Below are 15,668 nucleotides of genomic sequence, written 5' to 3' on the forward strand. Positions count from 1 at the left end.
ACATTTGGGGATTGAGTCGCCCGATTTCAACTCTGGTATGGCGTGAATGCAGGCGGTTGCAAATAGCGGTATGGCCCATTCGGACGGTTGCAAGCAGTGACAGTGATCGCTTTGCATCTGTGTCTGATTGCGCTATCGGAACGGGATGAAACTGATTATCGACACAGACCCCGGTATCGACGATGCCATGGCCATCGCCTACGCCGCTGCCGCGCCCGAGATTGACCTGATCGGGCTGACCACTGTTTTTGGCAACACGCATGTCCACCAATCCAGCCGAAACGCCCGGTTTCTGGTCGATAAGCTGGGTTTGGGAATTCCGGTCGCCCAAGGCGCGCCTTTTGCCCACGGGCAGGACAGCCACAGCCCGTCCGAGCATGTGCATGGCCCCGAGGGTTTTGGCGATTTGACCGATATTCCCGAGATCGGGCAGAACCACGACTTGTCCGCGGCCGAATTTCTGGCGGACATGGCGCGCCAGCATCGGGGTGAGCTGGTCGTCTGCGCCGTTGGTCCACTGACCAACATCGCCGACGCCATGAAGCTGGATGCCGAGTTCGCGCAGAACCTCAACCGGTTGGTTGTCATGGGTGGCGCTGTCTATTGCCCCGGCAATATCACCGAACATGCCGAGGCGAATATCTACCACGACGCCAAGGCAGCCAATGCGGTGTTCGCCGCGCCACCAGAGACAGTGGTCGTAGGTTTGGATGTCACGCTGAAAACCCTGTACGAAACCGCAGATTTCGAGGCGCTGGCAGATCAGTCGCCCAATATGGGCGCATTCCTGCGCGATATTTCGCGGTTTTATCTGAAGTTCTACAAGGATATCGGTGGGTTGGAAGGCTGCGGCCTGCACGACTCGACCGCAGTAATCGCCTGCACCCATGATCATATGTTCGAGATCGTTCAGACCGGTTTGAACGTCACCACTGAAGGCGCTGCGCTGGGGGCCACGGTGCCACATGACGGTCGCCCAAAGGTCTCGGTCTGTCGGGATGTGGACGGGGCAGGGGTGGTGGATCTGTTTACGGCCCGCGTCGCCTCGTTGCCCTGACGGGTTGCAAAGCACCGGTGGATCGGGCAAAGCCTGCCCGGTTCCGCGATCAGAGACGATGATATGACCCAGCAGTTTTCTTTTGAGCTGAAAGCCACCGATGGCAAGGCCCGTACCGGCGTGATCAACACGCCAAGGGGCGAGGTGCGCACGCCGGCCTTCATGCCGGTCGGCACCGCGGCGACCGTCAAGGCGATGATGCCGGAAAGCGTGCGTGCAACCGGGGCGGATATTCTGCTGGGCAACACCTATCACCTGATGCTGCGTCCCACGGCCGAGCGGATTGACCGTCTGGGGGGCCTGCACAAATTCATGAATTGGGAGCGGCCCATTCTGACGGATTCGGGCGGGTTTCAGGTCATGTCGCTGGCTGGGCTGCGCAAGCTGACCGAGAAGGGCGTGACCTTCAAATCTCATGTGGATGGGTCCAAGCACGAACTCACGCCGGAACGCTCGATGGAAATCCAGCGCCTGCTGGGCTCGGACATTGTGATGTGTTTCGACGAATGCCCCTCGCTGCCCGCCGACCGGGAGCGGATTGCCGAGTCGATGCGCCTGTCGATGCGGTGGGCCGAGCGGTCGCGCGATGCGTTCGGGGATCGTCCGGGTCACGCGCTGTTTGGGATCATGCAGGGCGGTTTGGAACAGGATCTGCGGGAAGAAAGCGCCGAGGCGTTGAAAGCCATCGGTTTCGAAGGTTACGCCATTGGCGGTCTGGCCGTGGGTGAAGGGCAGGAGGCGATGTTTGACTGCCTCGACTATGCCCCCGATTTCCTGCCCACCGACAAGCCACGCTATCTGATGGGCGTGGGCAAGCCGGATGACATCGTCGGCGCGGTGGCGCGCGGTGTGGACATGATGGATTGCGTCCTACCGTCGCGCTCTGGCCGTACCGGACAGGTTTTCACCCGTCGTGGCGTGGTGAACATCAAAAACGCGCGGCATGCGGACGACCCGCGCCCACTGGATCAGGAATGCTCGTGCCCGGCCTGTTCGAATTATTCGCGCGCCTATCTGCATCATGTGTTCCGGTCGAACGAGATGATCTCGGGCATGTTGTTGACCTGGCACAACCTGCATTATTTCCAGGAGATCATGCAGGGCATGCGGGATGCCATCTCGGCCGGAAGCTTCGATGCGTGGCAGGCCGATTTCCATGCAACGCGCGCGCAGGGCGATATCGAGCCGCTATAGCCGTCCCGTTCGGGTGACAATTGCGTGGTTTTCAGGTAGTCTGAGGACACTTTAAGCAATGTTATTTTTAGTTCGTGACCCGGAGAGTTTTTATGTTTCGCCTTTTTCTCGGCGCAGCAATTTTCTGCGCGACACCTGTCATTTCAGATGTCTGGACCTTTGAAACCCCTTCCGAAAATATTCAGTGTTCGGTGGGCGAAGGCGCTGAGTCTTCTGATATCCAGTGCACGATAATCGAAAAGTCCGGCCAGCCCGCGTTACCTCGGCCTTCCGACTGCCAATCCGACTGGGGCCATGATTTCCTGATGTTCAATACCGGCCCCGTGGAAATGCTGTGCCAGCCGCTGAATCGAAACCGCGGCGGGTTTAACCGTGCGGAATATGGTGTCACGGGCCAGTTTGGTGGGTTTACCTGTAGCTCCTCGCGGAAAGGTCTGGAGTGTCGCAATCAGGACGGCCACGGGTTTTTCCTGTCCCGCGCCGTGCAGCGCGTGTTCTGATCTTTTTTGCCTGCGTATTTCTCACGCAGGGTGCGTTAATTTCGGTGGATATGTTTCCGGGACGCCTTGCAGTCCGGAAAACCTCGGGTCATGCTGCGCCAGAGACATGATGGTGAGGTTGAAATAGGGCGGTGACAGCCCCACCTTTAACCATCCAAGACAGGAGACGGCCAAGCGTTGCCTCAAGCAGGGACCAGAGCCGTCTTGCCAACGATAAGGATAGAGCATGCAAGAGCCTCTGAATTCCTCATACCCCGTCCTGCCGCTGCGCGACATTGTGGTTTTCCCGCATATGATCGTGCCGCTGTTCGTGGGCCGAGACAAATCGGTCCGCGCGCTGGAAGAGGTGATGCAGGATGATAAGCAAATTCTGTTGTCCAGCCAGATCGACCCCGGTGTCGATGATCCGGAAGTGGACGGCATCTATCAGGCTGGTGTTCTGGCCAACGTCCTGCAACTGCTGAAACTGCCCGACGGCACCGTCAAGGTGTTGGTCGAAGGACAGGCGCGTGTGCAGATCACGGAATTCCTTGAAAACGATCAGTTTTTCGAGGCGCGTGCCGAGTATCTGACCGAAATCCCGGGCGATGTGACCACCACACAGGCGCTGCTGCGCACTGTAGCGGATGAGTTCGAGCGCTACGCAAAAGTGCGCAAGAACATCCCCGAAGAGGCTCTGACCGCCGTTGGTGAAACCACCGAGCCTGCCAAGCTGGCCGATCTGGTGTCGGGTCATCTGGGTATTGAGGTTGAGCAAAAGCAGGAACTGCTTGAGACGCTCAGCGTCAGCGAACGGCTTGAGAAGGTCTATGGCCTGATGCAGGGCGAAATGTCGGTTCTGCAGGTCGAGAAAAAGATCAAGACCCGCGTCAAATCCCAGATGGAGAAGACGCAGCGCGAGTACTACCTGAATGAGCAGATGAAGGCCATTCAGAAGGAACTCGGCGATGGTGAGGACGGTTCGAACGAAGTCGCCGAGCTGGAAGCCAAGATCAACGAAACCAAGCTGTCGAAAGAGGCCCGCGAAAAGGCTGAAGGCGAGCTGAAAAAGCTTCGCAACATGAGCCCGATGTCGGCCGAAGCCACCGTCGTGCGCAACTATTTGGACTGGATTCTGTCGCTGCCGTGGGGCACCAAATCCCGCGTCAAAAAGGACTTGGGCCGCGCGCAGGACATTCTGGACGCTGATCACTATGGGCTTGAGAAAGTCAAAGAGCGGATCGTCGAATATCTGGCGGTTCAGCAGCGTTCGAAAAAGCTGAAAGGCCCGATCCTGTGCCTTGTTGGCCCTCCCGGTGTGGGTAAAACCTCGCTGGGTAAATCGGTTGCAAAAGCCACGGGGCGCGAGTTTATCCGCATCTCGCTGGGTGGTGTGCGCGACGAATCCGAGATCAGGGGCCACCGTCGCACCTATATCGGCTCAATGCCCGGCAAGATCATTCAGGCGCTGAAAAAGGCGAAAACCACGAACCCGCTTATCCTGCTCGATGAAATCGACAAGATGGGGCAGGACTTCCGTGGCGACCCGGCCTCGGCGATGCTGGAAGTGCTGGATCCGGAACAGAACAGCACGTTCATGGACCACTACCTTGAGGTCGAATATGACCTGTCCAACGTGATGTTCCTGACAACCTCGAACAGCTACAACATGCCGGGGCCTCTGCTGGATCGGATGGAAATCATCCCGCTGGCCGGTTACACCGAAGAGGAAAAGAGTGAGATCGCCAAGCAGCACTTGATCAGCAAGCAGGTCAAGAACCACGGTCTGAAAGCCAAAGAGTTCGAACTGACCGATGAGGCGCTGCAAAAGATCATCCGCACCTATACCCGCGAGGCGGGCGTGCGGAACCTTGAACGTGAAATCGCCAAGGTTGCGCGGAAATCGCTGACCAAGATCATCAAGAAAGAGGCCGAGACCGTGACGGTGACGCCGGACAATCTGGATGATTTCTTGGGTGTGCCGAAGTTCCGCTATGGCCTGGCCGAGCAGGACGACCAGATCGGCGTCGTGACCGGTCTGGCCTGGACGTCCGTGGGCGGTGATCTGCTGCATATCGAGGCGCTGAAACTGCCCGGCAAGGGTCGGATGAAGACCACCGGTAAGCTGGGCGATGTGATGAAGGAATCCATCGACGCGGCCTCGTCCTATGTGCGGTCGATCTCACCGAAGATCGGGGTGAAGCCGCCGCAGTTCGACAAGCTGGACATTCACGTCCACGTGCCGGATGGGGCAACGCCCAAGGACGGCCCCTCGGCGGGTCTGGCGATGGTGACCTCGATTGTCTCGGTCCTGACCGGCATTCCAGTGCGCAAGGACATTGCCATGACGGGCGAGGTTTCGTTGCGCGGCAATGCGATGCCCATCGGTGGTTTGAAAGAGAAACTGCTGGCGGCGCTGCGCGGTGGCATCAAGACGGTTCTGATCCCGGAAGAAAACGAAAAGGATCTGGCCGAGATTCCGGACAATGTGAAAGAAGGGCTGGAAATCATTCCCGTCAAACATGTCTCGGAAGTATTGAAACAAGCACTGGTGCGCGAGCCAGAGCCCATCGAATGGGACGAGGCCGCCGAGGAAGCTGCTGCCGCTGCGACAAAGGCTGCGGAAAACGCAGGCCCATCAGCGACGGCGCATTAAGCGTGCGGAAAAGATTGAAAAGGCGGGGCCGGACCCCGCCTTTTTTCGTTTCAGAACCCAATAATCGGTTTTTTGGGGTCCAGTATCTCTTCTTCCGCAATGTATTGTTGAAACTTTTCATCCCGTAGGGCGGACCGAACGGCGAGGGCGAAAACTACCGCCGAGAACAGGGTGCAGAGTACAATGTCCCACCCGAACGGAATTTGCTTCAGCGCGCCGTCACCGAACTGACCGAGGTATGAGATCAGGCCGATGCCCGCCAGATAGGGCACCAGCCACAGCGCCTCGGTCACGTCCATCTCATCCAGCCGACCCCAGAACCGGACTAAAAGCAGGACCATCCCTGCCATCAGCGCGATGCCCAGCCGCCATACGGTGTCCCAGCCGCTCCAATAGACGACCAGAGTTGCAACGGCGAAGGCGGTGACGGCCACCAGTTTGACGGCGGGGATGCGGATGGATCTGGGGTGGTCGGGCATCAAGCGGCGCAGGCAGACAACGGCGATTGGCCCCACCGCAAAGGACAAGACAATTGCGGCCCCGTTCAGGGCGATGACTGTGGTAAAGGGCACCGTCAGCAGAAACACAATGCCGATCACAAAGTTCAAGGCCAGCGCCCAAAGCGGCACGCCAAACGTGGACAGAATCGTCAAGCGCTGCGGCAGGAACCCGTTCTTCGACAGGGCGAGCGCGATGCGGGCATTCGACCCGGTGGCCACAAGCCCGTTACCGAAGGGGCCAATGACCGATCCCACATTCAGCAGGCTGAGAAACCAGACCATACCAACGGACATGATGACCGCATCCAGCGGGCCTTCGCCGCCAAAGGTCAGGTTGCTCCACCCGTTTTTCAGCATGTCGGCGTCAAGCGCGCCGATGAATGCGACTTGCAGGCCCAGATAGATGGCGGCGCACAGAATGATCGACAGGATCAGCGCGGCGGGAATATCGAATTTCGGGTTCCGAACCTCTCCGGCCATGTCGACCACGTGGCGGAAACCGATGAACGAAAAGATCACCCCTCCGGTCGATACAGCGGCCATGATGCCTTGCAGACCGTAAGGTGCGAATCCGTCGGGGTGCGAGAAATTCTGCGTGTCAAACCGGCTGGCAATCAGAAGCACCGACAGCACAATCGGAAATGCAACCTTGGCCCATGTCAGCGCGGCGTTGACCTGGGTGAAGAACTTGACGCCCAAGGCGTTGATGGCCACGAACAGCAGCATGAAGAACAGGGCCACTGCAATACCCGCGCCGGTCAGATCTCCGGTCGCTGCGGTGTGGAGCCACGGGGCGTAGGGGGCCAGGTATTTCAACATTGCCTCGACTTCGATCGGGGCCGTGGTGTTGTAGCCGATCCAGGCCGTCCAGCCCATCGCCATCGACACGATGTTGCCGTGCGAGAACTGTGGTACGCGGGCGATGCCGCCGGGGATCGGTAGCATGGCCGAAATCTCGGCGAATGTAATGGCAAGGATGAACATCGCTACCGCGCCAATGATCCATGACAGGATCGCAGCAGGGCCTGCGTGTTGCACCGCCAGCAACGGCCCAAACAGCCATCCTGACCCGATGATTCCGCCGACTGAAATGAAGGTCAGACCCACAAGGCCAATATCCCGCTTCAGTTTGGCCATGCGTATCCTCTTGTTCACGCGCCGTTAATTCAGCGATTGTGAAAAGGATACGCAGTTACAACGCCCGGTGGCAAGCTGGGTGGAGTCACACGATTGGAAAGGGGAATGGTGGGTGATAAGAGATTTGAACTCCTGACATCTTCGATGTGAACGAAGCGCTCTACCACTGAGCTAATCACCCATAGGGCGGCCTCTTACCGCAGGTCTTGGTGCTCTGCAAGGGCGGGAAGATCAGTTTTCCCGGCTAACATGCGCAAAACGGAAGGCCCCGGAAAACCGGGGCCCTGGTGTTTTACAGACCGGGCAGGCCAGGCAGTTTGGCCAGAACGCCGCGACGGCCAAATGTCGTGCCGCGATCGTTGCCAAAGTTCACACGAACGCCGACGCCCACATAGGCCTCGTTCGAGCTGCCGGAAACCAGCGGGGATGAGATATGTGCGACGCCGATATTGCCATAAACTTCGGCGTTGTCAGCGGCGGCATAGGTGGCGCCGATTGCAAACAGGTTGTAATCCAACGCACCGACAAAGTTGTCGACAATGTCCCAGCTTGCGGTGAAGTCCCAGCGGTCACTCAGTTCGGTTTTGGCCGAAACTCCGAAGATTGTTCCGTCCAGACCAGAGACGTTGCTCAGTTCCTGGCGACCGATATAACCTTCGATCTCTGCCGGGCCTGCGTCGAAGCCACCCTCGATTCCGAAAAAGTCGAAATCAGCATCTTCCAACTTTTCCTGACCGTAGAACGCACCAAACGACGCGTTGCCGCTGGTGTGCAAGTTGGCATGCAGTGTCCAGTTCGTTGCGGTTTCGCCGAGGTCCTGAAAACGATAGCCGCCCAGATCCAACTGGGCGCTGAACGCGCGGGTGAAGGCCAGTTCAGCAGCTCCGTTCAGGTTGTAGACGTCACCAAAATCGGTGTCGGTGAAGGTTGAATACCCCAGATCAAGATAACCGCCTGTAAGTTCGACAGCCTGCGCCGCGCCGGTCGACAGGGTTGCTGACAGGGCGCTGTAGATAAAGAGTTTTTTCAAGATTATGCTCCGATCTTTTTTTGTTGGCCGGGCCCCGGAATGTGGCCCTTTTTGCGCGCGCAGCATTAGGTTGATTCTGCTTTGCGGTGTATTGATTCACTTGAATTAACTGGTGCTGTTGCCGGGGTGTCACATTGAGGGTGAAGCATGGTGTTTCTGTGCGGAAATCCACGGACAACCGCGTGCCATTTGACCGTATCCAGAAAACTGACGCCGCCGCCCGGACAGCGGCATGCGTAAAATTCTGGAATTCGGAAAAAACTTCAAAACGCCGCTTGACGATGCCGGGGCGGGGCCATAATACACCCCAACGTTCAGAGCGAACGTGCAGCGGGCGGTTGTAGCTCAGTTGGTTAGAGTACCGGCCTGTCACGCCGGGGGTCGCGGGTTCGAGCCCCGTCAACCGCGCCATCGCTGCAATCCTTGGTCCAGGATAAAGGCCATGAAAATAGAAGCGCGGTTGTAGCTCAGTTGGTTAGAGTACCGGCCTGTCACGCCGGGGGTCGCGGGTTCGAGCCCCGTCAACCGCGCCATTTTCTTCTTTAGTTTCCACCTCAGGCCATCAGCAATTGCCTAGCAAGGCCCAACTGCGTCGCGCCTTGTCAGTAGGTGTCGGCAATAATCGGTTCGTTCACACTTTGTTCTAACTTTTCTGTTGGAGACTCAGCGCCGCTCGCCTATTTCTAGGACACTTGTCTGGTTGGGGGCCTGAATGGCTGAGCTGAAGAACATCGAAGTGCGCGGCGCGCGCGAGCATAACCTGAAAGGGATCGACGTCGATATTCCACGGGATCAGCTGGTGGTGATCACCGGTCTGTCCGGCTCGGGCAAATCCTCGCTGGCGTTTGACACGATCTATGCCGAAGGTCAGCGCCGCTATGTCGAAAGCCTGTCGGCCTATGCGCGTCAGTTCCTGGATATGATGGAAAAGCCGGATGTGGACCATATCAGCGGCCTGTCCCCGGCGATTTCCATCGAACAGAAAACCACATCGAAAAACCCACGTTCGACCGTCGGGACCGTTACCGAAATCTACGACTATATGCGTTTGCTCTTTGCGCGCGCAGGAACGCCTTACAGCCCTGCGACCGGTTTGCCGATCGAAGCGCAGCAGGTGCAGGACATGGTCGATCGGATCATGATGATGGAGGAGGGGACGCGCGGCTACCTGCTGGCCCCTATCGTACGCGACCGGAAGGGTGAGTATAAGAAAGAGTTTCTGGAACTGCGCAAACAGGGCTTCCAGCGTGTGAAAGTTGACGGCGAATTCTACGAGTTGGATGAGCCTCCGACGCTGGACAAAAAATTCCGCCACGATATCGACGTTGTGGTCGATCGCCTGGTTGTGCGCGAAGGGATGGAAACCCGGCTGGCCGACAGCCTGCGCACCGCCTTGGATTTGGCCGATGGTATCGCGATTCTGGAAACCGCCCCGCGCGAGGGTGATCCGGAACGTATCACGTTCAGCGAAAATTTTGCCTGCCCGGTCAGTGGTTTCACCATTCCCGAAATCGAACCACGCCTGTTCTCATTCAATGCTCCTTTCGGGGCATGCCCGGATTGTGACGGTTTGGGGGTCGAGCTGTTCTTTGACGAACGCCTCGTCGTACCGGATCAGACATTGAAGCTGTACGATGGTGCCTTGGCCCCATGGCGCAAAGGGAAGTCCCCGTATTTCCTGCAAACCATCGAGGCCATCGCGCGGCATTATGAGTTCGACAAGAACACGCCGTGGAAGGACCTTCCGTCGAAGGTGCAGCAGGTCTTCCTACGCGGCTCGGGCGATGAGGAAATCCAGTTCCGCTATGACGAAGGCGGGCGGGTCTATCAGGTCACGCGCAGTTTTGAGGGCGTGATACCGAACATGGAACGCCGTTATCGCGAGACCGACAGCGCGTGGATTCGCGAGGAATTCGAACGGTATCAAAACAACCGTCCCTGCGGCACCTGCGAAGGCTACCGCCTACGCCCCGAGGCGTTGGCGGTAAAGATCGCGGGCCTGCATGTGGGTCAGGTGGTCGAGATGTCGATCCGCGAGGCGCTGGCTTGGGTTGAGGATGCGCCGAACCATCTGAGCGTGCAGAAGAACGAGATCGCGCGCGCCATCCTCAAGGAAATCCGCGAACGCCTTGGATTCCTGAATAACGTTGGTTTGGAATACCTTACGCTGTCACGTTCAAGTGGCACACTGTCCGGAGGGGAAAGTCAGCGTATCCGCTTGGCCAGCCAGATCGGCTCGGGCTTGACGGGTGTTCTGTATGTGCTGGACGAGCCATCCATCGGTTTGCACCAGCGCGACAATGATCGCCTGCTGGGTACGCTCAAGAACCTGCGAGATCAGGGGAACACGGTGATCGTCGTAGAACATGACGAGGAAGCCATTCGCGAGGCGGACTATGTGTTCGACATTGGCCCCGGCGCGGGTGTGCATGGCGGGCAGGTGGTCAGTAAAGGAACGCCTGCGGAAATCACGGCTGACGCCGCTTCGATCACGGGTCAATATCTGGCCGGCACGCGAGAGATTTCGGTGCCGACCGAACGGCGCAAAGGTAACAAAAAGAAGGTTTCGGTTGTCAAAGCGACGGGAAACAACCTGAAGAATGTGACCGCCGATTTTCCACTGGGTAAATTCGTCTGTGTGACCGGCGTGTCCGGAGGCGGCAAATCCACGCTGACCATCGAGACGCTGTTCAAAACCGCCTCGATGCGTCTGAACGGTGCGCGTCAGACACCCGCGCCGTGCGAGACCATCAAGGGGCTGGAGTTTCTGGACAAGGTCATCGACATTGACCAACGGCCCATCGGACGGACTCCGCGTTCGAATCCAGCGACTTACACGGGGGCCTTCACCCCGATCCGTGACTGGTTTGCTGGCCTCCCTGAGGCAAAGGCGCGCGGGTACAAGCCGGGGCGGTTCAGCTTTAACGTCAAAGGTGGCCGTTGCGAGGCGTGTCAGGGGGATGGTGTCATCAAGATCGAGATGCACTTCCTTCCCGATGTCTACGTGACCTGCGAGACCTGCAAGGGCGCGCGCTACAACCGCGAGACGCTGGAGATCAAGTTCAAGGGCAAGTCCATCGCCGACGTGCTGGACATGACGGTAGAGGACGCGCAGGAGTTCTTCAAAGCCGTGCCGTCGATCCGCGACAAGATGGATGCGCTGGCGCGTGTGGGGCTGGGCTATATCAAGGTCGGTCAACAGGCCACGACCCTGTCAGGGGGCGAGGCGCAGCGGGTGAAGCTGTCGAAAGAGCTCAGCAAACGTTCCACCGGGCGCACCTTGTATATTCTGGATGAACCGACCACGGGTCTGCATTTCGAAGACGTGCGCAAGCTGTTGGAAGTGCTGCATGAATTGGTCGATCAGGGAAATACGGTTGTTGTAATCGAACACAATCTGGACGTGGTGAAAACCGCCGACCATATCATCGATATCGGCCCCGAAGGCGGTGACGGTGGTGGTGAGATTGTCGCGACCGGCACCCCGGAAGAGGTGGCCGAGGTCGAGCGCAGCCACACCGGGCGGTATCTGAAACAGATGCTTGATGCAAAGGCGGTTGCCGCCGAGTAGCCCGCTCACGCATACTGCCAGGAATACGTCTATTGGGGACGGCGCCTGGCAAATCGGCGGTGTCGGTGCGTCCAACGCGAACGGAGGTCGCATGGCCGATCCAGATCCGACCGTGTTCACCTCGGCATCCTTACCCGGCTCAATTGCACAGCGGCTGAGGCATTTGCAGGATCTGCCGGATGGTTTGGTCGAGCATCGGCAGGGCCAAATCGGTCAGGTGGTCGTTGCAAAGAGCGGGAGCGAGCTGTTTCTGGTGTTTTGCCCCAGCGGAGTTCCTCTGACCAACGACGCGCTCAGCGGAGTCATGTCGCGCATTGATCTGACAAACCCGCTGACTCTGACCGGTGGTTATACGCAGGCGATGCTGTTGTGCCTTGCTTTCGTGCCTCGGCCCGAGCGCGTCTATGTCATGGGCGGTGGCGGTGGGCGGGTGCCCACGGTTCTTCATGCGCTGCTCGATGATGTCATGATCACCGGCTCGGAGATTGATCGGGAAGTTCTTGACCTGTCATACCGGTATTTCGGTCTGAAAGACGGTCCGCGCCTGCGGATTTCCTGCGCCGACGGCAGCTTGCATTTGGCCGAACAGTTGGACGCGCAATTCGACCACATCTATCTGGATTGCTTCGCGGCGGACGGGCGTGTGCCGCAGTCCTTGTCCACGCCCGCGTTCTTTGAAATGTGCGCAAGCAAGCTAAGGCCCCGGGGCGTGGTCTGCATGAATCTCGTGGACAGCGACCCTCGGCTGTCTGAGCAGAAAGCGGACTTTCAGGCGGTTTTTGCAGATGCCTGCATGGTTGAAGTCGAGGGCACGCATGTTCTGTTCGGATGCAAAGAGGCGTGTGCCGATCCGGACAGTGTTTCGGCATCCGCGCGCGCGCTGCAAACGCGGATGCCGTTTGGGTTTGATTTGTCCGAATACGCAGATCGGCTTTGTATCTTATCCCAAGACGAAAGTTAGATCAGCCGCGACCGCGTTTCTCGAATCGAGGCAGCATGGCACTGAAATCCATACCATTCCCGTCTTCACCTTCGACGAATTGTTCATACAACGCCGTTGCGGCTTGCCCCATCGGAGTGTCCGCATCGGCGCTTTCGGCGGCTTGCTGGCTGAGGCGCAGGTCTTTCAGCATCAGCTCGGCGGCAAAACCGGGTTGGTAGCCGTTATCCGCAGGGCTGGTTGGGCCAACGCCGGGGGCGGGGCAATAGGCGTTCATGGTCCAGCTATAGCCGGAGGACGTGCTGACGACGTCGAACATTTTTTGACGGTCCAGCCCCAGCTTGTCAGCCAATGCAAAGGCTTCGCAAGTAGCGATCATTGTGACGCCGAGGATCATGTTGTTGCAGATCTTGGCCGCTTGACCGGCCCCGGCTTCGCCGCAGTGCACGGCCTTTTGCCCCATGATCTCGAACAGGGGGGCAGCTTTGGCAAAGGCGTCTTCGGATCCACCGGCCATGAAGGTCAGCGTGCCTGCCGAGGCGCCTCCGATCCCGCCCGAAACAGGAGCATCGACTGAGAGCAGCCCGGCTGCACTGGCCTGATCGGCGACCGCGCGAGCGCTGTCGACATCGACGGTTGAACAGTCGATCAGAGCGGCACCGGATTGCATATGGGGGATGATCTGATCGGCGACGGCGCGCAGGATGGCTCCGTTCGGCAGCATGGTGATGACGGCGTCCGCGTCCGCTACGGCCTCGGCAGCTGTCTCAACATTGGTGACACCGTCCACGCTGACCCCTGCGGTATCAAAACCGCGCACCGTGTGACCGGCTTTGGCCAGATTGGCCGCCATGGGCGCGCCCATATTGCCCAGCCCGATAAACCCGATTTGCATGACTTACTCCTCCTCGAATGTCAGGGCGTCTTTGCCCAGCGGCTGTAACATCTTTGACACCGCGACTGCTGGCACGGCCATATCCATATATTGCCAGCGGGGATTGCGGTCCTTGTCGATGATCTGAGCCCGGATGCCCTCCAGAAAATCACCATGTTGCATGGCGCGGAAGGTGAAACGGTATTCCATTTCCAGCGCCCGGCGCATGGTCAGAGACTCTCCCCGCAGGCGGTGCAGCATTTCCACCGTGCAGGCCGCCGACAGCGGCGCGTTCCGTTCCAGCTTGGCCTGCGCCTTCACCGCGAATTCGGAACCACTGCTCCGCAAGTTGGTGAGAATATCGCCGAGTGTCTCACCATCGAAGGTGCTGTCAATTTCGGGTTGCAGACCGGCAAGTTCACCGTTGGGCGGCGTGGCGGCATGTTCGCCAATCAGATCGGCGCTGCCGGACGCCTCCAGCATGTCGATCAGATCAGCCCATTGATCCTGCGGAATGAAATGATCGGCGAACCCGGCAAGGATCGCATCAGCGGGGCCCATGCGGTGCCCGGTGATGCCCAGAAACTCACCCAATCGACCGGGGGCCAGCGCCAACATCAGCGTGCCGCCGACATCGGGAACCAGCCCGATGGAGCATTCGGGCATCGCGATCTGAGAGCTTTCGCCGACAACCCGGTGGCTGCCGTGGCAGCCGATTCCGACGCCGCCGCCCATGGTGAAGCCTTGCAGGAAGCTGATGACAGGTTTGGGGTATTCGAAGATCAGGGCGTTCAGCCGGTATTCGTCGCGCCAGAATGTCTGACCATAGGCGAAGTCGCCCTGGACTCCGGTCTGGTAAAGTTCAGCAATGTCCCCTCCTGCGCAAAAGGCCTTGTCGCCTTCGGCGTCGAAGATGATCAGATCGACCGCATCATCCTCGCGCCAGTTGCGCAGGGCTGTGTCGATGGCCATGCACATATCATAGGTCAGCGCATTCAGCGCCTTGGGGCGGGTCAGGGTGATGCGCCCGGCGCGGCCGGTTGTGCGGATGTCGATGTCAGACATGTAACCTTTAGCCTTGTGCAATCATCTGGCGCGCGACGATCACGCGCATGATCTCGTTCGTGCCTTCCAATATCTGATGCACCCGCAGATCACGCACAAGCTTTTCGATGCCGTAATCGGCCAGATAGCCGTAGCCGCCGTGCAGTTGCAGGCACTGATCGACGACCTTCGATCCGGTCTCGGTCACGAATTTCTTGGCCATGGCGCAGAATTTGGTCGCATCCGGAGCGCCTTGATCCAGTTTCCAGGCCGCTTGGCGCAGAAAAGTGCGGGCGGCCTGCAGCTCGATCTCCATATCCGCCAGGCGGAATTGCAGGGCCTGGAACTGGTCGATGGATTGGCCAAAGGCTTTGCGTTCGGACATGTATTGCAGGGTCATGTCCAGCCCGGCCTGTGCCGCGCCCAAGGAACAAGAGGCGATGTTCAGACGCCCGCCATCCAGACCCTTCATGGCGTATTTGAACCCGTCGCCTTCAACGCCGACCAGATTGCCGGATGGAATTTTGCAGTCGTCGAACTGGACCTGCGCGGTGGGTTGGCTTTTCCAGCCCATCTTTTGTTCCAACGCACCAAAGCTGAGGCCGGGTGTTCCGTCTTCAACATAGACGGTCGAAATACCCTTTGGGCCGTCCTGACCGGTACGCACCATGCAAACATAGGCGTCCGAATATCCTCCGCCGGAAATAAAGGCCTTTGACCCGTTCAGCGTGTACCCTTCATTCGTGCGTTCGGCGCGGGTTTTCAGCGCGGCCGCGTCCGAGCCTGAGCCCGGTTCGGTCAGACAGTAGCTGAGCACTGTGTTCAGGCTCAGCACGCTTGGCATAACTTGGGATTTAAGGTCGTCGCTGGCGAAGCTGTCCAGCATCTTGGCGCACATGTTGTGGATCGACAGAAACGCCGCGACCGAGGGGCAGGCCATCGACAAGGCCTCGAAAACCAGTGTCGCGTCCAACCGGGTCAGGCCCGACCCGCCGCTGTCCTCGGACACGTATAGCGCACCGAATCCAAGTTCCCCGATCTTGGGCCACAAGTCCTTTGGAATGGTGCCGTCGCTTTCCCATTGGCGCGCGAATGGGGCGATGTTTTCCTGCCCAAACGCATATGCCATATCGAAGATGGCTGTTTGTTCCTCGGTCAGCCCGAAATCCATGGCGTACCCTCCCGC

Annotated in this window: 11 protein-coding genes and 3 tRNA genes; 8 read left to right on the top strand and 6 right to left on the bottom strand. The window is 58.8% G+C overall.

What is annotated here, in order from left to right:
- The first annotated feature begins 145 nt into the window (after nucleotides 1–145).
- The 4 genes from ACR0KJ_RS03230 (at nucleotide 146) to lon (ending at nucleotide 5,386) form a co-directional block, all read left to right on the top strand.
- Nucleotides 146–1,057 (top strand): nucleoside hydrolase, encoded by a 912-nt coding sequence (locus ACR0KJ_RS03230; protein ID WP_480625965.1) that lies wholly within the window; start codon nucleotides 146–148, stop codon nucleotides 1,055–1,057.
- 63 nt (nucleotides 1,058–1,120) lie between these two features.
- Nucleotides 1,121–2,251 (top strand): tRNA guanosine(34) transglycosylase Tgt, encoded by a 1,131-nt coding sequence (tgt, locus tag ACR0KJ_RS03235; protein WP_170450938.1) that lies wholly within the window; start codon nucleotides 1,121–1,123, stop codon nucleotides 2,249–2,251.
- 92 nt (nucleotides 2,252–2,343) lie between these two features.
- Nucleotides 2,344–2,751 (top strand): DUF6636 domain-containing protein, encoded by a 408-nt coding sequence (locus tag ACR0KJ_RS03240; protein ID WP_170450936.1) that lies wholly within the window; start codon nucleotides 2,344–2,346, stop codon nucleotides 2,749–2,751.
- 226 nt (nucleotides 2,752–2,977) lie between these two features.
- The gene (gene lon, locus ACR0KJ_RS03245; protein WP_480625966.1) at nucleotides 2,978–5,386 is read left to right on the top strand and encodes an endopeptidase La; all 2,409 of its coding nucleotides are present in this window, start codon (nucleotides 2,978–2,980) and stop codon (nucleotides 5,384–5,386) included.
- A 50-nt stretch (nucleotides 5,387–5,436) separates the two neighbouring features.
- On the opposite strand, the gene ACR0KJ_RS03250 is transcribed toward lon, so the two are convergent.
- From ACR0KJ_RS03250 to ACR0KJ_RS03260, 3 genes are all read right to left on the bottom strand, one after another.
- Nucleotides 5,437–7,023, bottom strand: a complete 1,587-nt coding sequence (locus ACR0KJ_RS03250; protein ID WP_480625967.1) for an APC family permease — start codon at nucleotides 7,021–7,023, stop codon at nucleotides 5,437–5,439.
- A gap of 106 nt (nucleotides 7,024–7,129) precedes the next feature.
- Nucleotides 7,130–7,204, bottom strand: a tRNA-Val gene (locus tag ACR0KJ_RS03255).
- 111 nt (nucleotides 7,205–7,315) lie between these two features.
- Nucleotides 7,316–8,053 carry a porin gene (locus ACR0KJ_RS03260; protein WP_480625968.1) on the bottom strand — a complete coding sequence of 246 codons (738 nt, stop codon included), beginning with the start codon at nucleotides 8,051–8,053 and terminating at the stop codon, nucleotides 7,316–7,318.
- Between the two features lie 334 nt (nucleotides 8,054–8,387).
- On the opposite strand from ACR0KJ_RS03260, the gene ACR0KJ_RS03265 reads away from it, so the two are divergent.
- The 4 genes from ACR0KJ_RS03265 (at nucleotide 8,388) to ACR0KJ_RS03280 (ending at nucleotide 12,585) form a co-directional block, all read left to right on the top strand.
- Nucleotides 8,388–8,464, top strand: a tRNA-Asp gene (locus ACR0KJ_RS03265).
- Between the two features lie 45 nt (nucleotides 8,465–8,509).
- Nucleotides 8,510–8,586: transfer RNA gene (locus ACR0KJ_RS03270), tRNA-Asp, on the top strand.
- A 179-nt stretch (nucleotides 8,587–8,765) separates the two neighbouring features.
- Nucleotides 8,766–11,624 carry an excinuclease ABC subunit UvrA gene (uvrA, locus tag ACR0KJ_RS03275; RefSeq protein WP_480625969.1) on the top strand — a complete coding sequence of 953 codons (2,859 nt, stop codon included), beginning with the start codon at nucleotides 8,766–8,768 and terminating at the stop codon, nucleotides 11,622–11,624.
- Nucleotides 11,625–11,715: 91 nt separating this feature from the next.
- On the top strand, nucleotides 11,716–12,585 hold the full coding sequence (locus ACR0KJ_RS03280; protein ID WP_170621748.1) for a fused MFS/spermidine synthase: 870 nt from the start codon (nucleotides 11,716–11,718) through the stop codon (nucleotides 12,583–12,585).
- Nucleotide 12,586: 1 nt separating this feature from the next.
- Here the strand turns inward: ACR0KJ_RS03280 and mmsB are convergent, their stop codons facing one another.
- From mmsB to ACR0KJ_RS03295, 3 genes are read right to left on the bottom strand one after another with little or no spacing between them, the layout of a single operon-like run.
- Nucleotides 12,587–13,459, bottom strand: a complete 873-nt coding sequence (mmsB, locus tag ACR0KJ_RS03285; protein ID WP_170450924.1) for a 3-hydroxyisobutyrate dehydrogenase — start codon at nucleotides 13,457–13,459, stop codon at nucleotides 12,587–12,589.
- 3 nt (nucleotides 13,460–13,462) lie between these two features.
- Nucleotides 13,463–14,503, bottom strand: a complete 1,041-nt coding sequence (locus ACR0KJ_RS03290) for an enoyl-CoA hydratase/isomerase family protein (protein WP_170450922.1) — start codon at nucleotides 14,501–14,503, stop codon at nucleotides 13,463–13,465.
- A 7-nt stretch (nucleotides 14,504–14,510) separates the two neighbouring features.
- Nucleotides 14,511–15,653, bottom strand: a complete 1,143-nt coding sequence (locus ACR0KJ_RS03295; protein ID WP_170450920.1) for an acyl-CoA dehydrogenase family protein — start codon at nucleotides 15,651–15,653, stop codon at nucleotides 14,511–14,513.
- Between the last annotated feature and the right edge of the window lie 15 nt (nucleotides 15,654–15,668).

Source organism: Ruegeria sp. AD6 (assembly GCF_056542325.1).